The organism is Georgenia sp. Marseille-Q6866 (assembly GCF_965111665.1).
This window is the reverse complement of sequence record NZ_CBCOOR010000011.1, coordinates 101,123-123,884: the sequence shown is the minus strand read 5'-3', so window position 1 is coordinate 123,884 and position 22,762 is coordinate 101,123. Positions and strand designations below refer to the sequence as shown.

Sequence of the window (22,762 nt, the reverse complement as noted above, 5' to 3'; positions counted from 1 at the left end):
CGGCCGGCCGAGCGAGGTTCGCGACGAGTCCGGACGAGATCCCCTTGACGTCTGTCGCGGAGTTCCGCCTGGCCGCGCGGCAGGTGGACGCCCACCACCGGCCCGGGTCGGTGTCCCTGGGCATCTACGGCACGTGGTCGGCGCTCGGGGGCGCCATCGCAGTCCTCGGCTTCGGGCTCGGCGGCCTGGCCGTCACCGCGATGTCCTGGTGGTTCGTGCTCGCCGGGGTGCTGTTCCTCGGCCTCGTCGTCCGGCGGTTGAGGAACGTCTTCCGCCGTGCCGCGGCGACGCGGGCGCAGGTCCTCGCGCTGAGCCGGGACGTCGACGCCCGTGCCGCGCGCGGGGAGATCCCCCTGACGCCGCCCGGCTGGCAGGGCGCCCTTCCCACGCCGCCGGGCGGGTGAGACGCGGGCCGGACCGCGCGGCGGGGTGCGCTAGAGTCGGTGGCGTGCACCACGTCAGGAGTCTTCTCCTCCTTCGCTGCCGCGGCGAGGCCCTCTAGCAGCCGGCCCCTCGTCGCGGTGTCTCTCGTGCCCGGCGCACCAGACAACAGCGAAGTGGATGAACGATGAAGACCCGCAGCTTCTCCAACGACCAGCAGCCCACGCGGATGCCGATCGGCAAGTACCGCCCCTTCCACGAGGTCAACGGCATCGACCTGCCGGACCGCCAGTGGCCCTCGCGCCGGATCACCCAGGCGCCGCGGTGGCTGTCGACGGACCTGCGTGACGGCAACCAGGCACTCATCGAGCCGATGGACCCCGCGCGCAAGCGCCGCATGTTCGACCTCCTCGTCTCGATGGGCTACAAGGAGATCGAGGTCGGCTTCCCGGCGGCGAGCCAGACCGACTTCGACTTCGTCCGCTCGATCATCGAGGACGGCGCGATCCCCGAGGACGTGACGATCTCCGTCCTCACCCAGGCCCGCACCGAGCTCATCCAGCGGACGATCGACTCGCTCGTCGGTGCCGCCCGCGGCACCGTCCACCTGTACAACGCGACGGCGCCGGTGTTCCGGGACATCGTCTTCCGGGGCGGCCGCGAGGCCACCAAGGAGCTCGCCGTCGCCGGCACCCGCGAGGTCATGGCCTACGCCGAGAAGGTCCTCGACCCCGAGGCCGTCTTCTCCTACGAGTACTCGCCCGAGATCTTCATCGACACCGAGATCGAGTACGCCCTGGAGGTGTGCGAGGCCGTCATGGACGTGTGGCAGCCCGACGCCGGCCGCGAGATCGTCCTCAACCTGCCGGCCACGGTCGAGCGCGCCACCCCGAACGTCTACGCCGACCAGATCGAGTGGATGAGCCGCAACCTCTCGCGCCGGGAGTTCATCGCACTGTCGGTGCACCCCCACAACGACCGCGGCACCGCGGTCGCGTCCGCCGAGCTCGCCGTCATGGCCGGCGCGGACCGCGTCGAGGGCTGCCTGTTCGGCCAGGGTGAGCGCACCGGCAACGTCGACCTCGTCACGCTGGGGATGAACCTGTTCAGCCAGGGCATCGACCCGCAGATCGACTTCTCCGACATCGACGGCATCCGCCGCACCGTCGAGCAGTGCACCCAGATGGACGTCCACCCCCGCCACCCCTACGGCGGCGACCTCGTCTACACCGCCTTCTCCGGCTCCCACCAGGACGCCATCAAGAAGGGCTTCACGGTCCGCGAGGAGCGCGTCGCCGCTGCCGGCGGCGACGCGACCGCCGTGCCGTGGGACGTGCCCTACCTGCCGGTGGACCCGCTGGACGTGGGCCGCAGCTATGAGGCGGTCGTGCGCGTCAACTCCCAGTCCGGCAAGGGCGGGGTGGCCTACCTGCTGGCCAGCACCCGCAACCTCGACCTGCCGCGTCGCCTGCAGATCGAGTTCTCCGGCGTGGTCCAGAAGGTCACCGACGCCTACGGCGGGGAGATCAGCGCCGAGCGCCTGTGGGACATCTTCTGCGACGAGTACCTGCCCGCGCCGGCCGGCTCGGGCCTGGCCCCGTGGGGCCGTTTCGCGCTGCGCGGCACGACCCTCACCTCGGGTGGTGAGGGGGAGCGTGCGACGCTGTCGATGGAGATGGTCGACGGCGCCACCTCCAGGCAGCTGACGACGACGGGCAACGGCCCGGTCGACGCCTTCACCAACGCCTTCGCCGAACTGGGCGTCGAGGTCAACGTCCTCGACTACGCCGAGCACGCGCTGTCGACCGGTGGCGACGCGACCGCCGCCGCCTACGTCGAGTGCGAGGTCGACGGCCAGGTGCTGTGGGGCGTGGGCATCGACCCGTCGATCACGACGGCGTCCTTCCAGGCCATCGTCTCCGCCGTCAACCGCGCGGTGCGCTAGCTGCGTCCACTGCGTCTTCCGCCCGCTGCGCCCCACGGGGCGCAGCGGGCGAGGGCAGGGTTTCGGGGCGGTCGGCTTAGCATCGGAGAAATGGCCTCCCTTTCCTCCCCGGCTCGTGCCGACGCGACGGTCCGTCGCGTCGTCCCCTGGGCCGTCGTCGTCGGTGTCGTCCTCGTCGCTCTCAACCTCCGCGGGCCGATCCTCGCGCCCGCCCCGGTCCTCGGGCTGCTGCGCGAGGACCTCGGACTGTCCTCCACCACCGCGGGCCTGCTGACGAGCCTGCCGGTCCTGTGCTTCGCCCTCGCCGGGCCGCTCGTGCCGCGTCTCATCCGCCGGGTCGGTCCGGACGGCGCGGTGCTCGCGTGCCTCCTCGGCGTCCTCGCCGGCACGATCGTGCGCTCGTCCGGGGGCACGGCCAACGTGTTCCTCGGGACGGTGGTCATCGGCGCCGCGATCATGATCGGCAACATCGTCGTCCCGGTGATCATCCGCCGTGACGTGCCCTACCACCGGGCCGCCGCCGTCACCGGGCTGTACGCCGCCTCGCTCAACATCGGCGGCACCCTCACCTCGCTGGGCACCGTCCCGCTGGCCGACGCCCTGGGCTGGCGCTGGGCGTTGGCGCTGTGGGGCGTGCTCGCCGTCGTCGGCCTGCTCTACTGGGTGCGCCTGCGCGCGCGCCGGTCGGCCGCCGTCGCGGACGCGGACGCGGCTGCCCGTTCGGGCGGCGCGTCGACGCGTGTCTCGCCGTCGGTCGGCCGCATCGCCTGGCTGCTCGTCCTCGCCCTCGGCTGCCAGACCTTCGCCTACTACGGCCTGTCGGGCTGGCTGCCCACGCTGCTGACGGACACGCAGGGCCTGGACCCGGCAGCGGCCGGCTCGGCCGCGTCCCTCTTCCAGCTCTTCTCCGTGCTCGGTGCGCTCGGGGTGCCGCTGCTCGCCGCCCGCACGCCGGGGTGGGTCCCGATGGCCGTCATCGCGGTCAGCTGGGTGGCCATGCCCGTGGGCCTGCTCCTCGCGCCGGGCGCCTTCGTCCTCTGGTCGCTCTTCGGCGCGATCGGCCACGGCGGCGCCTTCACCGCGATCCTGTCGATCATCGCCCAGACGAGCGGCAGCGACCGCGAGGCCGCCACGGTCTCCGCCCGCGTCCAGACCGGCAGCTACGTGGCCGCGGCCTCCGCCGGCCCGGTCGTCGGGGCCCTGAGCTCCGCGACCGGCGGGTGGACCGGACCGCTGGTCCTCGTCCTCGGGGCCGTGCTCACCTTCAGCGCCGCGGGCGTGAGCGCCGCCGTGCTGGCCCAGCGGCACCGCCGGGCCTGAGCGCCCGGGCCCGGCGAGGGCGCCCGCGACCCCGGCCCCGCGGGGCGCCGTCAGCCTGCGTCCACCTCCGGCACGGCCACCGGCCAGACGATGTGGGTGCGCCAGGTGTCCGGGTCCGGGTCGGAGCTCGGCCCCGCCTCGTAGAGCTCCCAGCTCTCCTCCTGCACGTGGAGGTCGTGCTCCTCAACCCAGCGCTCGATCTCCTCGTAGGTCTCGCGGAGCCGCGCGTAGCCGCCGCGGTGGGTGGCCTCGACCGCGCGCGCGGCCGGCAGCGTGCCGGCCACGAGGTCGCCAGCCCCGGTCCAGGGCTCGGTGAGAGGGAACCCGGCCTCGACGTCGACGACGTCGCTCGAGACTCCTCGGTAGCGGGCGAACGGCGCACCGGCGAGGTGGGCGCCGGCGCTCTCGACCTGCGAGGCCACCGTGTCGAACACCTCCTCGAGGAAGGCGGGCAGGTCCGCCACCGGCACCCGGCGGCGGACGCCGACCGTGGGCCGCTCCTCGACGTCGATGAGCGAGATCTCGGTCATGTCTTCTCCTCGGGTGAGGGCGTACCGGCCGCGGGCTCGCGGGCGGCGAGGGTGCCGATCCGGCGGCCCCAGTCCCGGGCGCGCTCCAGCTCACCGGGCAGCAGCGGTCCCTCGGCGTCCCGGACGTAGAAGCTCTCCGGCTCGGTGAGGAGCTCCGCGCCCAGGCGGAGCAGGACACGTGCGGCTCCGCGACCCGCGTGGCCCGGGAGGTCGGGGTGGCGCACGTGGGTGTCGAAGGCCGTCACCGCGAGGCTGAGCGGGCCCGAGGTCGCGAGCCACTCCCGGATGCCCGTCGTCACGACACGCCCGCCGCGGGCTGCCGCGTCGCGGCGGGTACTGGGGCGGCTCATGCCGAGAGCGTGCGTGGGGCCGCCGACGACGAGGACCTCCGCCACGATCTCGTGAGGTGCTGGGGCGGCGTCGACGTCGAGGAGCTCGACGTCGAGCGTGGTGCCCAGACCCTCGGTGACGGCGCGCGCGACAGCGGCGGTGTTCCCCAGCTCGGACTCGTACACGACGACCGCGCCCATCTTGGCCACCTCCACCTGCGCAGGTCTTGCTGCGAGGCTAGCGCCTGCCGTGCCCGAGGAGAAGGGACCTTGGGCTCCTCGGGAGACCGGCGAGCCGGGTCGCTGCCGGGGCACCGGGCGGGGGAGAATGGACCGGTGAAGCTCTACCGGGACGAGGCCGTGGTGCTGCGCACCCACAAGCTCGGTGAGGCAGACCGGATCATCACCCTGCTCACCCGCGCCCACGGCCGGGTCCGGGCGGTGGCCAAGGGTGTGCGCCGCACGAGCTCGAAGTTCGGCGCGCGGCTGGAGCCCTTCTCGCTCGTCGACGTCCAGCTCCACGTCGGGCGCAGCCTCGACATCATCACCCAGGTGGAGTCCCAGGCCGCCTACGGGCGCTCGCTCGGCTCGGACTACTCCCTGTACACGACGGCGACGGCGATGGTCGAGACCGCCGAGCGGCTCACCGAGGAGGAGGCCGAGCCCGCGCCGCAGCAGTACCTCCTGCTCGTCGGTGCCCTCCACGCGCTGGCCACGCGGCGGCACCCGGCGAGCCTCGTCCTCGACTCCTACCTCCTGCGCTCCCTCGCCGTCGCCGGCTGGGCGCCGAGCTTCGACGACTGCGCCCAGTGCGGCCGGCCCGGCCCGCACCACGCCTTCCACGTCGCCCAGGGCGGCGCGGTCTGCGACCGCTGCCGCCCGCCGGGCTCGTCCGCGCCCGCGCCGCAGACCCTCGCGCTCCTCGGCGCGCTCCTCTCGGGGGACTGGCCCGCTGCCGAGTCCGCCGCCCAGCGCGAGCGGGACGAGGCCTCCGGTCTCGTCGCCGCGCACCTCCAGTACCACCTCGAGCGCCAGCTGCGCTCCCTGCGACACGTGGAGCGCGTGTGAGCCCGGTCCCGCCCCCGCCGCACCCCTCCGGCGCCCGTCCGCCCGCGATCGACGCCCGCTTCGTGCCGCGGCACGTCGCCGTCGTCATGGACGGCAACGGACGCTGGGCCAACGCGCGCGGGCTGCCGCGCGTCGAGGGGCACAAGGCGGGGGAGGCGAGCCTCCTCGACCTCGTGGCCGGCGCCATCGAGATCGGCGTCACCCACGTCTCCGCCTACGCCTTCTCCACCGAGAACTGGAAGCGCTCCCCCGAGGAGGTGCGCTTCCTCATGGGTTTCAACCGCGACGTGCTGCGCCGCCGGCGCGACCAGATGCACGAGTGGGGCGTGCGGGTGCGCTGGGCCGGACGCCGGCCCCGCCTGTGGCGCTCGGTGATCTCCGAGCTCGAGGAGGCCGAGCGGCTCACCGCCGGCAACGACGTGTGCACGCTGACGATGTGCGTCAACTACGGCGGCCGCGCCGAGATCGCCGACGCCGCCAAGCAGATCGCGCGGGAGGTCGCCGCCGGGCGACTCAACCCGGAGAAGGTCACCGAGCGGACCGTCGCGCGCTACCTCGACGAGCCCGAGCTGCCCGACGTCGACCTCTTCCTGCGCACCTCCGGTGAGCAGCGCACGTCGAACTTCATGCTGTGGCAGTCGGCCTACGCGGAGATGGTCTTCCTCGAGGAGCACTGGCCCGACGTCGACCGCCGCAGCCTGTGGCGCGCCGTCGAGATCTACGCCTCCCGCGACCGCCGCTACGGCGGCGCCGTCGACGCCACGACAACCGAGTAACCCGCCCCCACCCCTTGCGCCGAGCGCTGAGTTGTTACGGCGGCCGCCAGTAACAACTCAGCGCTCGCGGGCATGACCTCCACCACCACCACCACCCCCTTGCGCCGAGCGCTGAGTTGTTACGGAGGGCGCCAGGAACAACTCAGCGCTCGCGACCACCAACCCGGGTGGTCATCGGTGGCGGCGGCGGACGACGAGGGCGACCACCGCGGCCGCAAGCAGGACGAGCACCGCGATGCCCACCGGGGAGCCCGCTGCCGCGGCCAGCGCCGCGTTCCACACCGCAAAGCCGACGGTGGAGTAGATCGTGGCCCACGCGAGGGCGCCGGGAAGCTGCGCGAGGGTGAATCGCGGCCACGGCACGTGGAGGATCCCGGCGCCGGCCATCACCATGCTCTGCACCCCGACCGTGAGGTAGGCGACCGGGACCGCGATGAGCCCCCAGCGGCGGACCAGCTCGACGCCCCGCTGGGCGCCCTGCCCGCTCAGCGCCCGGTGGGCGCGCAGCCGCCAGCCGCCGGTGGGGTGGGTGTGGCGCAGCGCCTGGACGGTCACCAGGCGCCCGAGCCAGTAGATGCCCTGGCCGCGCAGCATCGCGCCGGAGAAGAGGAAGGCGAAGACCAGCCAGAAGGGCCAGCCGGTGAGGAAGTCAGGCACCGGCGGCCCGGCGGGAGCACTGCGCACACAGCCCGAAGAGGTCGAGGGTGTGCTCGATCGCGGTGAAGCCGTGCCGGGCGGCCATCTCCTCCGCCCAGGCCTCCACGCCGTCGCCGCTGATCTCCACCGTGGTGCCGCACTCGCGGCACACGAGGTGGTGGTGATGCTTGACGCTCTCGCAGCGGCGGTACAGGGCCTCGCCGTCGTCGGCGCGCAGGACGTCCACCTCGCCGGCCTCCGCCAGCGCCTGGAGCGTGCGGTAGACGGTGGCCAGGCCCACGGAGTCGCCGGCCTCGCGCAGCGACTCGTGCAGCTGCTGGGCCGAGCGGAAGTCGTCGGTGCGCTCGAGCAGGTCGCTGACCGCGGCGCGCTGCCGCGTCATCCGGGGTCTCATGAGGCCTCGCGAAGCTCGACGTCGTCCTGGACGTCCGGGTGCGGGTCGGCCGCGGGGCTGCGGCGCCCGAGCAGCGGACGTGCCAGCGATACTACGCCGAAGACCCCGATCGCCAGCACGACGATGGTCGCGCCGGGGGACAGGGGGTAGACGTACGTGACGGACAGGCCCGTGACGCTGACGGCCAGCCCGATGACCATCGCCGCCGCCATCGTCCCGTGGAAGGAGCGGGTGACGAGCTGGGCCGTGGCCACGGGGACGATCATGAGCGCGGAGACGAGCAGGACGCCGACGACGCGCATCGCCACCGACACCGTGAGCGCCGCGAGCACCGCGACGACGATGTTGAGCAGGCGCACCGGCAGGCCGCTGGCGCGCGCGAACTCCTCGTCGTGCGACAGGGCGAAGAGCGCCGGCCGCAGCCCGATCCCGACGGCGAGGATCGAGACCGCCAGGCCGATCGTCAGCCACAGGTCGGTGAGCGTCACGGTGGCGATCGAGCCGAAGAGGTAGCCGTTGAGGTTGGCGGTGGTGCCGCCGGCGACGCCGATGAGGAGCACGCCACCCGCAATACCGCCGTAGAAGAGGAGCGCGAGGGCGAGATCACCGCTCGTGCGCCCGCGCTCGCGGACGAGCTCGATGACGACGGCGCCGATGATCGAGGCGACGACGGCGCCCGGGACGGCGAGCGCGTCGTGCGGGGTCGCTCCCAGGGCGCCACCGACGAGCCAGCCCACCGCCACGCCGGTCAGGGCCATGTGCCCGATTCCGTCCCCGAGCAGGGACAGGCGCCGCTGGACCAGGTAGGTGCCCATGACCGGGGCGACGAGCCCGACGAGGACGGCGGCGATGAGCGCGCGCTGCATGAGCGGGCTGGCGAGCATGTCGAGGAGGACGGTCATGACAGCTCCAGCCGCAGCTCGGGGTTGTGCGGGTCGATCTGCTCGTCCTCGTGGAGGTGGTGGTGCTCGTGGTCGGGGCCGCAGTGGCCCGCGGCGGCGGGCGGCGGCGGGCCGTCGTGGACGACGCGCCCGTGGCGCAGGACGACGGCGCGCTCGAGCAGTCCGGCCAGCGAGCCGAGCTCGTGGAGGACGGCGAGGACGCTCGTCCCGCGCTCGCGCAGGCCGGTGAGGGTGGCGGCGAGGGACTCCTGGGAGTCGCGGTCGATGCCGGTGAGCGGCTCGTCGAGGACGAGGAGCTCGGGGCGGCGCACGAGGGCCCGGGCGATGAGGACGCGCTGCTGCTGGCCGCCGGAGAAGACGCTGACCGTCTCGTGCGCGCGCTCCGCCAGGCCCACCTCGTCGAGGGCGTCCATCGCGAGGTCGCGCCAGCCGCGCGGCGGGCGCAGCCGACGGTTGTCGAGCAGGCCGGACGCGACGACCTCCAGCGCCGTCGCCGGCGTGCCGGACGCCGCGCCCACCCGCTGGGGGACGTAGCCCACGCGGCGCCACGGGACGCGGCGACGGTCGGCGACGTCGGTGCCGAAGATCGCCACGCTGCCGCGGCTCACGGGCACGACCGACAGGAGGGCCTTGACGAGGGTGGACTTGCCCGAGCCGTTGGCGCCGAGGAGGGCGACCATCTCGCCGTCGCGGACGTCGAGGTCCACGCCCTGGAGGATGCGGGCGCCGCCGAGGGTGACGTGGAGGTCGCGGGCGCGCACGGGCAGGGCCATGGGTCCGTATGCTGCCACGTCGCCGGTCACGCGGCGGTGCACCCGAGGGCCTGCTGCAGCGCGGCGAGGTTGGCTCGCATGACGTCGAGGTAGTCGGCCGTGGTGTCCTTCTGGTTCTCCAGCGGGTCGAGGACGGCGGTGCGCAGGCCCAGGTCCCGCGCCAGCGCCTCGGAGACGGCGGGGCTGAGGAGCGACTCGACGAAGACGGTGTCGACGTCGTGCTCGCTGACGATCTCGGCGATCTCCGCGAGACGGGCGGGGGAGGGCTCGGCCTCCGGGTCGATGCCGGACAGGCCCTCCTGGTGGAGCCCGTGGGCGCTGGTGAGGTAGCCGTAGGCCTCGTGGGCGACGACGATCGTGTCGCGCTCGCAGGTGGCCAGGCCGGCGGTGATCTCGGCGTCGAGCTCGGTGAGCTCGGCGGCCACGCGCTCGGCGTTCGCGCGGTAGGCCGAGGCGCCGTCGGGGTCGATGTCCGCCAGCTCCTCGGCCAGGGCGGCGCCGACCTCGGCGAGCCGGACGGGGTCGAGCCACAGGTGCGGGTCGAGGGCCTCGCCCTCGTGGTCGTGGGCCTCCTCGGCGTGCTCGTCGCCGTCGGCGTGGTCGCCGTCCGCGTCGTCGTGGCCGTGGTCGTGGCCGTCCGCGGGAAGGAGCTCGGTGTGCTCGGCGGCGTCGAGGGCGCGCACGCCGGTGGCGGCGACGGCGTCGTCGACGGCGGCCTGGAAGCCCGAGACGTGGACGACGAGCCCGGCCGCCCCCATGTCCGCGACGGTGCGCGGGGACAGCTCCACGGTGTGCGGGTCGACGTTCGCCGGGGTGAGCGAGCCGACCGAGACGCGGTCCCCGCCGATCTCCTTGGCGAGGTACTCCAGCGGGTAGACGCCGGTGAGGACCGTGACGTTGCCGCCGGCCGACGCTGCCGCCGTGGTGGTGCCGCCGCCGCTGCCCTGGTCCTGGAAGGCCGCGCAGCCCGAGAGGGCGAGGACGGCGAGGAGGGCGGACAGGGTGCGGGCTCGGTTCATGAGACTCATTCTCAAGACTGCTGAGAACCGTTGTCAACCTGGGGGCGCTCGGCGCCGGGCGCTCGTGGCGGGCACGGCCCGCGCGCCCACGGGGGTAGGTTTGGTCGGTGCCCGACGGGCACCACGTCCGCACCGCGGTGCGGCTGTCCGACGCTCGCGCCAGCCAGGTGCGGGTCTGCCCAGTTCGTACCAGCCAGGTGCGGACCAACGACATTTGGAGTGATTGACGTGGCCGCTGCGCCTTCCCGACTGGATTCCGTCATCAACCTCGCGAAGCGGCGAGGTTTCGTCTTCCCCTCCGGGGAGATCTACGGCGGCACCCGGTCCGCGTGGGACTACGGGCCCCTCGGCGTGGGGCTCAAGGAGAACATCAAGCGCCAGTGGTGGCGCACCGTCGTCCAGGCGCGTGAGGACGTCGTGGGGCTGGACTCCTCGATCATCCTGCCGCGCCAGGTGTGGGTCGCCTCCGGCCACGTCGGGGTGTTCACCGACCCGCTCACCGAGTGCCTCTCCTGCCACAAGCGCTTCCGCGCCGACCAGATGGAGGAGGAGTTCGAGGAGAAGAAGGGCCGCGCACCCGAGGGTGGCCTCGCCGAGATCTCCTGCCCCAACTGCGGCACCCGGGGCCAGTGGACCGAGCCGCGCGACTTCAACATGATGCTCAAGACCCACCTCGGCCCCGTCGAGGACGAGTCCGGGCTGCACTACCTGCGCCCCGAGACCGCCCAGGGGATCTTCGTGAACTTCGGCCAGGTCATGACGACCTCCCGCAAGAAGCCCCCGTTCGGCATCGCGCAGATCGGCAAGTCCTTCCGCAACGAGATCACGCCCGGCAACTTCATCTTCCGCACCCGCGAGTTCGAGCAGATGGAGCTGGAGTTCTTCGTCGAGCCGGGCACGGACGAGGAGTGGCACCAGCGCTGGATCGACGCGCGCACCGAGTGGTACACGAACCTCGGCATCAAGCGCGAGAACCTGCGCCACTACGAGCACCCGCAGGAGAAGCTCTCCCACTACTCCACGCGGACCGTCGACATCGAGTACCGCTTCGGCTTCAGCGGCAGCGAGTGGGGCGAGCTCGAGGGCATCGCCAACCGCACCGACTTCGACCTCAAGACCCACACCGAGCACTCCGGCCAGGACCTGTCCTACTTCGACCAGGCCAAGAACGAGCGCTGGGTGCCCTACGTCATCGAGCCCTCCGCGGGCCTGACCCGCTCGCTCATGGCCTTTCTCGTCGAGGCCTACAGCGAGGACGAGGCCCCCAACGCCAAGGGCGGGGTCGACAAGCGCACCGTGCTCAAGCTCGACCCGCGCCTGGCGCCGGTCAAGGCCGCGGTGCTGCCGCTGTCCCGCAACGAGCAGCTCTCCCCGGTGGCGCGCAACCTCGCCACCGAGCTGCGCCAGTACTGGAACGTCGACTTCGACGACGCCGGTGCCGTGGGCCGTCGCTACCGTCGCCAGGACGAGATCGGCACGCCGCTGTGCGTGACCGTGGACTTCGACACCCTCGAGGACCAGGCCGTGACGATCCGCGACCGCGACACCATGGGCCAGGAGCGCGTGGCCCTCAGCCAGGTGCGCAGCTACCTCGCCGAGCGCCTCGTCGGCGCCTGAGCCAGGCGGCGGCCGCTGACTGCGGCCGCCGCACGCGCCGTGCGCCCGTTGGTCCACCGTGCGCCCTGTCTACCGGGCGCACAGTGGCATCGACGGGCGCACGGTGCGTCTGGCGTCGTGGCGGGGGGGCGCCGGCGGGGTGTCGTGACGACGACGGCGCCGCGGCCCGGGTTAGGTTCGCCCCGATGACCCACACCCACGTGCTCGACGAGACGCCCGCGCAGCTGCCGCCCGACCAGGCCCGCCGCGCCCGGCTCGTGCTCGCCGCGATCGTCGTCCCGCTGCTCCTCGCGACCCTCGCCGGGCTCGCGTGGATGTGGCCCACGGGGGAGACCCCGGTCGGCTCCCAGCCGCTCGTCGCCGACGGGATGTCGATCGAGACGGCGGAGGTCGTCGAGGTGACCGGCACGCCGGGCGCCGAGGTCCGCGCCGAGCTGCTCACCGGCCAGGGCGAGGGGCAGGTCATCCCGGTCCAGGTCCCGCCCGAGATCCTCGAGAACGGCACCGCCGAGGGCGACCGCATCCGGCTGCTCTTCACGCCCGCGGCCCTCGGCTCGGGAGTGCCCTACGTCTTCTGGGACTTCGAGCGGGCGGTGCCGATCGGGTGGCTGGCCGCCCTGTACGCCGTCGTCGTCCTGCTCGTGGCACGGTGGCGCGGCCTGGCGGCGATGGCCGGGCTGGGCGCCTCGCTCGCCGTCGTCGTCCTGTTCATCCTGCCCGCGCTCATGACGGGCGCCCCGCCGCTCGCCGTCGCGCTCGTCGGGGGCAGCGCGATGATGTTCTTCTCCGTCTACCTCGCCCACGGCGTCTCCATCCGCACGACGACGGCGCTGCTCGGCACCTTCATCGGCCTCGCCGTGACGACGGGGCTGGCCCTGTGGGGCACCCGCGCCGCGAACCTCACCGGCACGACGTCGGAGACCTCGCTCATGCTCTTCGGCACCTACCCGGGCCTGCGGCTGCAGGACCTCCTCCTGTGCGGGATCGTCATCGCCGGCCTCGGCGCGCTCAACGACGTGACGATCACGCAGGCCTCGGCGGTGTGGGAGCTGCACGCCGCGGACGGGACGATGGGCCGGCGCCGGCTGTGGACGGGCGGCATGCGGATCGGTCGCGACCACATCGCCTCGACGGTCTACACCCTCGCCTTCGCCTACGTCGGCACCGCCCTGCCCGTGCTCCTCATGGCCGCCTCCTACGACCGCGCCTTCCTCGACACGCTCATGGCGGGGGAGCTCGCCGAGGAGGTCGTGCGCACGCTCGTCTCCTCCGTCGGCCTCGTCCTCGCCATCCCCGCGACGACGGCGATCGCCGCCGCCCTCGTCCGCGTCAGCGCCGCCCGCGCCGAGCCCGCCGCCCGCTGAGCCCGCGACCGCGCCCACCACGTGGGCTCCCCGGTTCTCCTCCGAGCTCCCCCCGTCGCTCACCTCGCGCGGAGGGCAGGCGGGGAGGTCGACGAGCGAGACGGGACGCGGCCGACGGGGACGGCTGCCCCGCGAGCGGTGCCGGGCACCGGGCGTGAGGTCACCCACGATGACGGCCTCGCCGCGGCCTGGGAGAATGCCCGGGTGACCTCCCTCCAGATCGGCCCGGTGTCGGTGGGCAGCCCGGTGGTGCTGGCCCCGATGGCCGGCGTCACCAACCCGCCCTTCCGTCGGCTGTGCCGCGAGGCCGGCCTCGCCGCCCTCGACGAGGACGCGCGCGCCGCCGCCCGCCCCGGCGAGCACGCCCCGGCGGGCCTGTACGTCACCGAGATGGTCACCTCGCGGGCGCTGGTCGAGCGCACGCCGGAGACGATGCGGATGGTGAGCGCCGACCCGCTCGAGCCGGTCCGCTCCGTCCAGCTCTACGGCGTCGACCCCGCGACGGTCTCCGCGGCCGTGCGCCTCCTCGTCGAGGAGGACCGCGCCGACCACGTCGACCTCAACTTCGGCTGCCCCGTCCCCAAGGTCACCCGCAAGGGCGGCGGCGCGGCCCTGCCGTGGAAGCGTGACCTCTTCCAGGCCATCGTCACCGGCGCCGTCGCCGCCGCGCGCGAGGGCTCCCGCCACCGCGACCGCGAGGTCCCGGTGACGGTGAAGATGCGCATGGGCATCGACGACGACCACCTCACCTACCTCGACGCCGGCCGCATCGCCGAGCAGGCCGGGGTCTCCGCCGTCGCCCTCCACGCCCGCACCGCCGCCCAGCACTACTCCGGCGAGGCCCGCTGGGAGACGATCGCGCGCCTCAAGGAGACCGTCCGCAGCGTCCCGGTGCTCGGCAACGGGGACATCTGGTCCGCCGAGGACGCCGTCGAGATGATGAAGCAGACCGGCTGCGACGGCGTCGTCGTCGGGCGCGGCTGCCAGGGGCGGCCGTGGCTGTTCACCGACCTCGTCGCCGGCTTCGCCGGGTCCCCGCTGCGGGTGCGCCCGGGGCTCACGGAGGTCGCCGCCGTCATCCGCAAGCACGCCGAGCTCATGGTCGAGCACTTCGAGAGCGAGACCAAGGCGCTGCGCGAGCTGCGCAAGCACATGGCCTGGTACCTCAAGGGCTACGTCGTCGGTGGGGACGCCCGGCGCGAGCTCGGCCTGGTGAGCACCCTCGCCGAGCTCGACGAGCGCCTCGCCGCTCTCGACCTCACCCAGCCCTACCCGGGCGAGGGCGCCGAGGGCCCGCGCGGTCGCGCCGGGACCCCGAAGGTCCCGCACCTGCCCGAGGCCTGGCTGGAGAGCCAGGACATCGACGAGCGGCTGCGCCGGCTCCTCACCGAGGCCGAGCTCTCCATCTCCGGCGGCTGACCGCCTCCCCGCACCGCCGAGAGCTGAGCTGTTCCGCGGAACAACTCAGCTCTCGGCGCAGGGTCCGGGGTGAGGGGCCCCGTCAGCCGCGGGTGCGGTAGATGTGCATGGTGATCGGCGCGAAGACCGCGGTGAGCACGGCCGAGGCGACGAGCACCCAACCGACGTCGGAGAACGTCGCCACGCCGCCCATGAGGCCGCGCACCGCCGTGACGAGGTGGCTCACCGGGTTGAGCTCGACGACGGTCTGCAGTCCCGAGGGCATCGTCCGCGGGTCGACGAAGATGTTCGACGCGAAGGTCAGCGGCATGAGCACGAGCATCGACACGCCCATGACGGCGTTGGGGCTGCGCATGACCAGGCCGAGGATCGTGAAGATCCAGCTGAGCGAGAACGCGAAGACGAGCAGGAGCAGCAGCGCCAGCACCACCCCCGTGACCCCGCCCTCCGGTCGGAAGCCGAGGAGCAGCCCGAGCACGAGCGTGACGCACGAGGCGATCGTGTACCGCACCGTGTCCCCGAGCAGCGCCCCGACGATCGGCGCCGGCCGCCAGATGGGCAGCGAGCGGAAGCGGTCGAAGACGCCCTTGGTGATGTCGGTGTTGAGCGTGAAGCCGGTGTACACGCTGACGACGAGCACCGTCTGCACCATGATCCCCGGCAGGAGGAACTGCAGGTAGGTCCGGGTGTCCCCGGCGATCGCCCCGCCGAAGAGGTAGGTGAACATCAGGGTGAAGATGATCGGGGTGAGCGTGACGTCGAAGAGCTGTTCGGGCACGTGCTTGATCTTGAGCAGCGCCCGGTGGGCGAAGGTGAGCGTCGAGCTCACCGCCGAGGCGCGCCCGGGCCGGTCGAGGACCTCCACGGCCTCGCGCAGGGCGGTGTTGGAACCGATGTCGAGGGATCTCATGACGTGGCCTCCGCTGTCGTCTGCTCGGCCGGCTCCTCGGCCGGGCTGCCGGTGAGGGCGAGGAAGACCTCGTCCAGGCTGGGCTGGCCGAGGGAGAACTCCGGCACCGCGACCCCCGCCGCGTGGAGGGCGGCGAGCACGCGGGCGGGGGAGTCGGGAGCGTGGTCGGGCACCCGGGCGCTGAGGCCCAGGCCGTCGGGCAGCTCGGTGACGGGGGTGCCGAGGACGTCGTCGAGGACGGCGACGGCGCGGGGCCGCTCGGCGCGCTCGGCCACCCGCAGCGTCACCGTGCCCGTGCCGACGGACGCCTTGAGCTGCGGTGCGGTGCCCTCGGCGATGAGCCGGCCGTGGTCGATGACGGCGATCCGGTCGGCGAGCTGGTCCGCCTCGTCGAGGTACTGGGTGGTGAGCAGCACGGTGGTGCCCTGGGCGACGAGGAGCCGGATGATGTCCCACACCTGGTTGCGGCTGCGGGGGTCCAGGCCCGTGGTCGGCTCGTCGAGGTAGAGCACCCGCGGGCTCATGACGAGGCTCGCGGCGAGGTCGATGCGGCGGTGCATGCCACCGGAGTAGTTCTTGACCTGTTTCCCCGCGGCGTCCGCGAGGTCGAAGGCGGCGAGCAGGTCCGCGGCCCGCTGCTTGGCCCGGGCGGCGGAGAAGCCGTACAGGCGGGCGAGCAGGACGAGGTTCTCGGTGCCGGTGAGGTCCTCGTCCACCGAGGCGTACTGGCCGGTGAGGCCGACGTCGGTGCGCACGGCGTCGGCCTGGCTGCGGATGTCGTGCCCGAGGACGCGTGCCGTGCCGGCGTCCGGCACGAGGAGGGTGGCGAGCATCCGCACGATCGTCGTCTTGCCGGCGCCGTTGGGCCCGAGCAGGCCGAAGACGGTGCCGCGCTCGACGGTGAGGTCGACGCCGTCGACGGCGGTCGTCTCCTTGAAGCGTTTGACGAGGCCCTCGGCCTCGATGGCTGGACCGTTTCCCATTGGTGGCTCCTTCGCGTGGTTGGTCGGTTGGACCGGTGCCGGACCCGGAACTCATCGCTGGGAGCGACGCTACGCCCGGCCACCGACACGCGAACAGGACTTTTCGGGCACGCGAACGGCGGGAGCCGGCCCCCGCACGGGGGACCGGCTCTCGGCGGGGCACGGGGGCTCAGGCCTGGGCGCGCAGCCAGACGGTCGTGTCGGTCGGCAGGGCGCCGCCGGCGAGCGGGCCGCTGGCGATGAGGACCTCGTGGCCCTTGGGCAGCGCGACCGGCTCGGTCCCGAGGTTGGCCATGACGACGACGGCGGGGCGGTCCTCGCCGGTGTTGCGGACGGCGACGACGTCCTCGCCCGCCGTCACGAGCTCCACCGCACCGGCGCCGAGACGGTGCTCGGCACGCAGGGCCAGGGCCCGGCGGTAGAGGCTGAGCGTGGAGTCCTCCTGCTGCTCCTGGACGTCCGGGGCGAGCGCGGCCCAGGACTCGGGCTGGGGCAGCCAGGTGCGCCCGGTGGGGGAGAAGCCCAGGCCCGGGGCGTCCGAGCGCCACGGCAGGGGCACGCGGCAGCCGTCGCGGCCCTTCTCGGCGTGGCCGGTGCGCCACCACGCCGGGTCCTGGCGCAGCGAGTCGTCCAGGGTGGTGTGCTCGGGCAGCCCGAGCTCCTCGCCCTGGTAGACGTAGGCGCTGCCGGCGAGGCCGAGCATGAGGAGGGAGGCGGCGCGGGCGCGGCGCAGACCGAGCTCGGCGTCGGGCTGGGTGTCCTCGGCGCCGATCCCGTTGGGGCCCTTGCCGGTCTCGGCCAGGCCCAGGCGCGAGGCGTGCCGCACGACGTCGTGGTTGGACAGCACCCATGAGGTGGGGGCGCCGACGGCGTCGTTGGCGGCGTAGGAGCCGGCGATCGACTGCCGCAGCTCGGCGGGGCTCCACCGCGTGACGAGGAAGTTGAAGTTGAAGGCCTGGTGCATCTCGTCCGGCCGGACGTAGAGCGCGAGCCGCTCGAGGGGCTCCACCCAGGCCTCGGCGACGAGGATGCGGTCGCCGTCGTACTCGTCGAGCACGGCGCGCCACTCGCGGTAGATCTCGTGGACGTCGTCCTGGTCGAACATCGGGCTGCGCCCGGTCTGGACGTCGTCGCTCGCGTCGGGGACGAGGACCTCGTCCTCGGCCGCGGCCAGCCCCTCCTCGACGTCGGTCCCCTCGACCATGCGCACGTGGCCGGCCCAGTCGGGCAGCCCGGGTGCCTTGACCAGGCCGTGCGCGACGTCGACCCGGAAGCCGTCGACGCCCCGGTCGAGCCAGAAGCGCAGGATGCTGCAGAACTCCTCGTGGACCTCGGGGGAGTCCCAGTTGAGGTCGGGCTGGCTGGAGTCGAAGAGGTGGAGGTACCACTGACCGTCGCGCTCCCAGCTGCTGCCGGGGGCGTCGGGGCGCTCGCTCACGCGCGTCCACGCCGAGCCGCCGAAGACGGACTGCCAGTTGTTCGGGGGCTCCTCGCCGTACTCGCCGGCGCCCTCGCGGAACATGTAGCGGGCCCGGGCCGCCGAGCCGGGGCCGTCGGCCAGCGCCTGGCGGAACCAGACGTGCTGGTCGGAGGTGTGGTTGGGCACGAGGTCGACGACGACGCGCAGGCCCAGCTCGTGCGCGCGGGCGATGAGTGCGTCGGCGTCGGCGAGCGTCCCGAAGAGCGGGTCGACGTCCCGGTAGTCGGCGACGTCGTAGCCCGCGTCCTTCTGCGGGGAGCGGTAGAAGGGGGAGAGCCACACCGCGTCGACACCGAGCCGGGCGAGGTGCTCCAGCCGCTCGGTGACGCCGGGCAGGTCACCGATCCCGTCGCCGTCGGCGTCCCCGAAGGAGCGCGGGTACACCTGGTAGATGACGGCGGTGCGCCACCACTCGGCGTCGGCGGTGGGCTGGTGCACGACCTGTCCGGTGAGGGTCTGAGGCAGGTGAGGGCTGGCGGTCACGGGCGCGTCCATCTCTCGGCGGGGTGGAGGGGGTCCGCAGTACGTTACCCGCGCTCCCGAGCCGCGCCCAACGGTCCGCGAGCCGAAACGTGGCCGACGCGCGGGTGCAACGGTCGTGAAACACCTCGTTGGGACCGTGTGCCCACCGGGGGCCCGCCCGGCCGCACACGCGAGGAGCCTCATGAACACGACTCACCCACGGGCGCGTGCCCTCACCGCCCTCACCTCCGTCGCGCTCGCGGCGGGTCTCCTGCTCGCGCCCGCGGCGGGCGCGGCCCCGGAGGAGGACCTGCCGCGCGTGACGGTCGTCGCCACCGGCGGCACGATCGCCGGCAAGGCCGAGGGCCGCGACACCTTCACGAGCTACCGCGCCGGGACCTACCCGATGGCGGACATGGTTGCCCAGCTCGAGCCCGAGATCGGGGCCTTCGCCGACGTCGACGTCGTCCAGTTCGGCAACTCCGGGTCCGGCGGGTACACGATCGAGCAGTACCGCGAGCTCACCGCGACGGTGGAGGAGGCGCTGGAGGAGTCCGACGCCGTCGTCGTCACCACCGGCACCGACACGATGGAGGAGTTCGCCTACTGGCTCGACCTCACGGTGCAGAACCGCAAGCCGGTGATCCTCACCGGCGCCATGCGCCCGTGGGCGGCGGGGGAGACGGCCGGGGAGGCCGGCGTCATCGGTGCCGACGGCCCGGCCAACCTGCTCCAGGCCGTGCGGCTGGGCGCGAGCCAGCAGACCTTCTGCTTCGGCACGGTCCTCATGCTCAACGACGAGATCCACGCGGCGCGGGACGTCACCAAGGGCAACACCACCCGCAACGACACCTTCGTCACCCGCCAGCTCGGTGCGCTGGGCTGGATCGACGGCGCGAGCGTCCACGTCCAGCGGGCCCCGGCGCGCGTCCTCGACTGCGTCGACGAGGAGTGGTTCACGCCCTTCGACCTCGGCGAGCTCGGCTCAACCGCGCTGCCCCGCACCGAGGTCTTCTACAACTACCAGCAGGCCGGTGGTGAGGCGATCACCGCCTTCGCCCAGGCCGGGGTCACCGGCATCGTCACCGCGGGCACCGGTGCCGGCGGCATCTCCTCCGCGCCTGGACAGGCGCGCCGCGCCGCGATCGCCGAGGGCGTGTGGTTCGTCAGCACCAGCCGCACCGGCAGCGGCACCGTCGACGGCGGCGGTGAGGGCATCATCGCCGGCGGGGACCTGCTGCCGCAGAAGGCCCGCCTGCTGCTCCTGCTCAGCCGCGCCTTCACCGAGGACATCGAGCAGGCGCGCGAGTGGTTCGCCACGCTCGGCACGCCGAGCTTCGACCAGTCCGCCCTCGCCGGCACCGTGAGCCCCACCCCGGGCGGCGAGCCGGGCGAGGAGCCGACGACGGAGCCCACCACCGAGCCGACGACGCCGCCCGCGACGCCCGGCGAGGAGCCGACCGCCGAGGAGCCGACCGGCGAGGTGCCGGCCGGTGAGGTGCCGGCTGGCGAGGAGCCCGGGGGTGAGGAGCCCGCTGGGGAGCAGCCCGCCGGTGAGGAGCCGGACGGCTCGGAGGACCACACGGAGGCCGCCGCCGGGGCCGGCGGCAGCGGGAGTGGTGGTGGGGGGCTGCCCGCCCTCGGTGCACCGGTCCAGGCGGCACTGACGGCCGCGGCGCTCGCGGTCCTCGCGGGCGGCACGCTCTACGCGCTGCACCGTCGCCGGACCTGGGTGGTCGCCGGGGAGTGAGCCCAGCGCCGCGGGGAGGGCCGGGCGGCTCCTCCCCGCGGCGTGCTCGTGCGCCGAGCCTCCCGTTCGGCCCGCCTCCGTGCAGCCGCCGTCGCTGATCTGCGCACAGGTGCGCGACACACCGGCGACACGCCGGGACAGGTGTCGCTCGGAGACCCGGTGACGAACCTGTGCGCAGGATCCGTGCAGGGGCGGCGGGTCGGCCCGGCCGTCAGGAGCGGGGCGCCGCCGCGGTGGAGCCCCGGACGATGAGCTCGGCGACGAAGAGCAGCTCGCTGCGCGGGGCGCGCGAGCCGCTGATCTCGGCGACGAGGGACGTGACGGCCGCGTGGCTCATCGCGTCCACCGGCTGGCGCAGCGTCGTCAGCGGCGGGTCGGTGAAGGCCATGAGCGGGGAGTCGTCGAAGCCGACGACGGACACGTCCTCGGGCACCGAGAGCCCGCGGCTGCGGGCGGCGCGGACGGCGCCGAGCGCCATGAGGTCCGAGCCGCAGATGATCGCGGTGCAGCCCTGGTCGAGGAGGATGCCGGCGGCGGCCTGGCCCCCCTCGAAGGTGAAGAGGGTGGGCACGGCGTGCCCGGCGCCGTCGGGAAGGAGAGCACCGACCGCGCGCTCGAAGCCCGCGCGCTTGCGCTGGGCGGGGACGAAGCGGTCCGGGCCGATCGCCAGGCCCAGGCGGGTGTGCCCCTGGGAGACGAGGTGGCGCACGGCCAGCTCCATGCTCCCGGAGTCGTCGGTGGAGAAGGCGGCGGCGTCGAGCTCGCCGGTGTAGCCGTTGACGAGGACGAAGGGCACGCCCTTGGACTGCAGCCGCTCGTAGCGGTCGACGTCGGCCGCGGTGTCGGCGTGGAGCCCCGAGACGAAGACGATGCCGTCGACGCCGTGGTCGAGGAGCATCTCGACGTACTGGTCCTCGGTCGTCCCGCCGGGGGACTGGGTGCACAGCAGCGGGGTGTACCCGAGGGTCGAGAGCACCGACTCGATGGACTGCGCGAAGGCGGGGAAGACGGGGTTGGTCAGCTCGGGCACGACGAGCCCGATGAGCCCCGCCGACCGCGCGCGCAGGCGCTCGGGCCGCTCGTAGCCGAGCATGTCGAGTGCGGCGAGGACGGCCTTGCGGGTGTCCGCGGCGACCTCCGGCTTGCCGTTGAGGACCCGGGACACGGTGGCGGTGCTGACCCCTGCCTGGTCGGCGACGTCCGTCAGTCTGGTGCGTCCCTGCATCGCAGACTCCTCCTTGCTGTCCTGTCCGTCGGATGTGCGGGTGCAATCGTTGCATGAAAGTTACTGCAACATGTTGCACTCCGTTGCCGGAGCGGCCTACGCTGCGCCGAAACGGCACAGCGACGCGGCTACGACGCCGGCGTCGCCTCGGCCCCGACAGAGGAGAGATACCGGATGCGCCGTAGCATCGTGATCACCGCAGCCGTCGCACTGACGCTCGGACTCGCCGCATGTGGCAGCGAGTCGGAGGAGCCGGAGGAGTCCACCCCCGAGGCCTCGCAGGACTCCGAGGAGCCCACCGCCGCCGAGGGCGGCGCCCTCACCATCTGGGTCGACGACACCCGCGAGGCGGCCGTCGCCGCCGCGGCCGAGGCCTTCGAGGCCGAGACCGGCACCACCGTCGAGCTCGTCCAGAAGAACTTCGACGACATCCGCCCCGACTTCCTCGCCCAGGTCCCCACCGGCGAGGGCCCGGACATCACCGTCGGCGCCCACGACTGGCTCGGCGAGCTCACCGCCAACGGTGTCGTCGCCCCCGTCGAGCTCGGCGACAAGGCCGGCGAGTTCGAGGACGTCGCCACCTCGGCCTTCACCTACGAGGGCCAGGTCTACGGCCTGCCCTACGCGATCGAGAACATCGCCATCTACCGCAACACCGCGCTCGTGGACGAGACCCCCGCGACCTTCGACGAGATGATCGCCATGGGCGAGGAGTCCGGCGCGGAGTACCCCTTCCTCGTCCAGATCACCGAGGTCGGCGACCCGTACACGATGTACCCGTTCCAGACGTCCTTCGGGGCGCCGGTCTTCGAGACGAACGAGGACGGCAGCTACACCGCCGAGCTCGCCCTGGGCGGCGAGAACGGCAACGCCTTCGCCCAGTGGCTCGCCGAGCAGGGTGAGGCCGGCACGCTCAACACCTCGTGGGAGTACGACATCGTCGTGGAGGCCTTCGCGAACGGCGAGGCGGCCTACCTCCTCGGCGGCCCGTGGATGCTCGCCTCCTTCGAGGGCCTCGACGTCGCCGTCGACCCGATCCCGTCCGCCGGTGGGGAGCCCGCGCAGCCCTTCACCGGTGTCCAGGGCTTCTACGTGAGCGCGCAGAGCGACAACGCCCTGCTCGCCACGGACTTCCTCGTCAACTACATGGGCACCGAGGAGGCGCAGATCGCGCTGTACGAGGCCGGTGACCGCACGCCGGCGCTGACCGCCGCCGCCGACACCGTCTCGGAGGACCCGGTCGCGGCCGGCTTCCGCGAGGTCGGCGCCGACGCCGTGCCCATGCCCTCCATCCCCGAGATGGGCGAGGTGTGGAACTTCTGGGGCGTCACCGAGGGGCAGATCATCTCCGGCCAGCTCGACCCGGTCGAGGGCTGGGAGAAGATGGTCTCGGACATCCAGGCCGCGATCGGCGGCTGACGCACACGCGCGGCACGCCCGGTGACGGGCGTGCCGCGC

The 22,762-nt window shown here is 73.4% G+C and carries 21 protein-coding genes; 10 read left to right on the top strand and 11 right to left on the bottom strand.

The annotated features are described in order from the left end of the window. Window positions 1-44 precede the first annotated feature (44 nt). From ACWPXV_RS11135 to ACWPXV_RS11125, 3 genes are all read left to right on the top strand, one after another. Window positions 45-404: a hypothetical protein gene (locus tag ACWPXV_RS11135; RefSeq protein WP_454085296.1), complete on the top strand. Its 360-nt coding sequence runs from the start codon at window positions 45-47 to the stop codon at window positions 402-404. 206 nt (window positions 405-610) lie between these two features. Beyond that, window positions 611-2,326 (top strand): 2-isopropylmalate synthase, encoded by a 1,716-nt coding sequence (gene leuA / locus ACWPXV_RS11130; protein WP_454085306.1) that lies wholly within the window; start codon window positions 611-613, stop codon window positions 2,324-2,326. A 90-nt stretch (window positions 2,327-2,416) separates the two neighbouring features. Then, window positions 2,417-3,646 (top strand): MFS transporter, encoded by a 1,230-nt coding sequence (locus ACWPXV_RS11125; protein WP_454085295.1) that lies wholly within the window; start codon window positions 2,417-2,419, stop codon window positions 3,644-3,646. A 50-nt stretch (window positions 3,647-3,696) separates the two neighbouring features. Here the strand turns inward: ACWPXV_RS11125 and ACWPXV_RS11120 are convergent, their stop codons facing one another. Together ACWPXV_RS11120 and ACWPXV_RS11115 are read right to left on the bottom strand one after the other, a co-directional pair. After that, window positions 3,697-4,176: a GyrI-like domain-containing protein gene (locus ACWPXV_RS11120; RefSeq protein ID WP_454085294.1), complete on the bottom strand. Its 480-nt coding sequence runs from the start codon at window positions 4,174-4,176 to the stop codon at window positions 3,697-3,699. Then, complete coding sequence (locus ACWPXV_RS11115) at window positions 4,173-4,706, bottom strand: flavodoxin family protein (RefSeq protein WP_454085293.1); 534 nt, start codon at window positions 4,704-4,706, stop codon at window positions 4,173-4,175. Before ACWPXV_RS11115 ends, ACWPXV_RS11120 begins: the two co-directional genes overlap by 4 nt. A gap of 135 nt (window positions 4,707-4,841) precedes the next feature. Here ACWPXV_RS11115 and recO point away from each other — a divergent pair, with 135 nt between their 5' ends. Both recO and ACWPXV_RS11105 read left to right on the top strand, forming a co-directional pair. Further along, window positions 4,842-5,573, top strand: a complete 732-nt coding sequence (recO, locus tag ACWPXV_RS11110; protein WP_454085292.1) for a DNA repair protein RecO — start codon at window positions 4,842-4,844, stop codon at window positions 5,571-5,573. Beyond that, on the top strand, window positions 5,570-6,349 hold the full coding sequence (locus ACWPXV_RS11105; RefSeq protein WP_454085291.1) for an isoprenyl transferase: 780 nt from the start codon (window positions 5,570-5,572) through the stop codon (window positions 6,347-6,349). Before recO ends, ACWPXV_RS11105 begins: the two co-directional genes overlap by 4 nt. A 171-nt stretch (window positions 6,350-6,520) precedes the next feature. Here ACWPXV_RS11105 and ACWPXV_RS11100 read toward each other — a convergent pair whose 3' ends face one another. The 5 genes from ACWPXV_RS11100 to ACWPXV_RS11080 are packed head-to-tail and all read right to left on the bottom strand — an operon-like array spanning window position 6,521 to window position 10,094. Beyond that, the gene (locus ACWPXV_RS11100; protein ID WP_454085290.1) at window positions 6,521-7,006 is read right to left on the bottom strand and encodes a DedA family protein; all 486 of its coding nucleotides are present in this window, start codon (window positions 7,004-7,006) and stop codon (window positions 6,521-6,523) included. Then, window positions 6,999-7,400 carry a Fur family transcriptional regulator gene (locus ACWPXV_RS11095; RefSeq protein WP_454085289.1) on the bottom strand — a complete coding sequence of 134 codons (402 nt, stop codon included), beginning with the start codon at window positions 7,398-7,400 and terminating at the stop codon, window positions 6,999-7,001. Before ACWPXV_RS11095 ends, ACWPXV_RS11100 begins: the two co-directional genes overlap by 8 nt. Then, a complete protein-coding gene (locus ACWPXV_RS11090; protein ID WP_454085288.1) occupies window positions 7,397-8,302 on the bottom strand; it encodes a metal ABC transporter permease in 906 nt (301 codons plus the stop codon). The genes ACWPXV_RS11095 and ACWPXV_RS11090 overlap by 4 nt, the downstream gene beginning before the upstream one ends. After that, window positions 8,299-9,075 (bottom strand): metal ABC transporter ATP-binding protein, encoded by a 777-nt coding sequence (locus ACWPXV_RS11085; protein WP_454085287.1) that lies wholly within the window; start codon window positions 9,073-9,075, stop codon window positions 8,299-8,301. Before ACWPXV_RS11085 ends, ACWPXV_RS11090 begins: the two co-directional genes overlap by 4 nt. A gap of 26 nt (window positions 9,076-9,101) precedes the next feature. Further along, window positions 9,102-10,094, bottom strand: coding sequence for a metal ABC transporter substrate-binding protein (locus ACWPXV_RS11080; protein ID WP_454085286.1), 993 nt, complete (start codon window positions 10,092-10,094; stop codon window positions 9,102-9,104). Between the two features lie 228 nt (window positions 10,095-10,322). Between ACWPXV_RS11080 and ACWPXV_RS11075 the strand changes: the two genes are divergently transcribed. From ACWPXV_RS11075 to dusB, 3 genes are all read left to right on the top strand, one after another. Beyond that, a complete protein-coding gene (locus tag ACWPXV_RS11075; protein WP_454085285.1) occupies window positions 10,323-11,711 on the top strand; it encodes a glycine--tRNA ligase in 1,389 nt (462 codons plus the stop codon). A 185-nt stretch (window positions 11,712-11,896) separates the two neighbouring features. Next, a complete protein-coding gene (locus tag ACWPXV_RS11070; protein WP_454085284.1) occupies window positions 11,897-13,075 on the top strand; it encodes a YibE/F family protein in 1,179 nt (392 codons plus the stop codon). A 204-nt stretch (window positions 13,076-13,279) separates the two neighbouring features. Then, complete coding sequence (gene dusB / locus ACWPXV_RS11065; RefSeq protein WP_454085283.1) at window positions 13,280-14,494, top strand: tRNA dihydrouridine synthase DusB; 1,215 nt, start codon at window positions 13,280-13,282, stop codon at window positions 14,492-14,494. An 82-nt stretch (window positions 14,495-14,576) separates the two neighbouring features. On the opposite strand, the gene ACWPXV_RS11060 is transcribed toward dusB, so the two are convergent. The 3 genes from ACWPXV_RS11060 to ACWPXV_RS11050 all read right to left on the bottom strand — a co-directional run bounded on the left by ACWPXV_RS11060 (window position 14,577) and on the right by ACWPXV_RS11050 (window position 18,350). After that, window positions 14,577-15,404, bottom strand: coding sequence for an ABC transporter permease (locus ACWPXV_RS11060; protein ID WP_454085282.1), 828 nt, complete (start codon window positions 15,402-15,404; stop codon window positions 14,577-14,579). Then, entirely contained in the window at window positions 15,401-16,387 is a 987-nt protein-coding gene (locus ACWPXV_RS11055) for an ATP-binding cassette domain-containing protein (RefSeq protein ID WP_454085281.1), read from the bottom strand. Before ACWPXV_RS11055 ends, ACWPXV_RS11060 begins: the two co-directional genes overlap by 4 nt. Before the next feature lie 169 nt (window positions 16,388-16,556). Beyond that, the gene (locus tag ACWPXV_RS11050; RefSeq protein WP_454085280.1) at window positions 16,557-18,350 is read right to left on the bottom strand and encodes a glycoside hydrolase family 13 protein; all 1,794 of its coding nucleotides are present in this window, start codon (window positions 18,348-18,350) and stop codon (window positions 16,557-16,559) included. A 181-nt stretch (window positions 18,351-18,531) separates the two neighbouring features. On the opposite strand from ACWPXV_RS11050, the gene ACWPXV_RS11045 reads away from it, so the two are divergent. After that, the gene (locus ACWPXV_RS11045) at window positions 18,532-20,079 is read left to right on the top strand and encodes an asparaginase (RefSeq protein WP_454085279.1); all 1,548 of its coding nucleotides are present in this window, start codon (window positions 18,532-18,534) and stop codon (window positions 20,077-20,079) included. 211 nt (window positions 20,080-20,290) lie between these two features. Here ACWPXV_RS11045 and ACWPXV_RS11040 read toward each other — a convergent pair whose 3' ends face one another. After that, entirely contained in the window at window positions 20,291-21,304 is a 1,014-nt protein-coding gene (locus ACWPXV_RS11040; protein ID WP_454085278.1) for a LacI family DNA-binding transcriptional regulator, read from the bottom strand. A gap of 174 nt (window positions 21,305-21,478) precedes the next feature. Between ACWPXV_RS11040 and ACWPXV_RS11035 the strand changes: the two genes are divergently transcribed. Continuing rightward, a complete protein-coding gene (locus tag ACWPXV_RS11035) occupies window positions 21,479-22,723 on the top strand; it encodes a sugar ABC transporter substrate-binding protein (protein WP_454085277.1) in 1,245 nt (414 codons plus the stop codon). Window positions 22,724-22,762 lie beyond the last annotated feature (39 nt).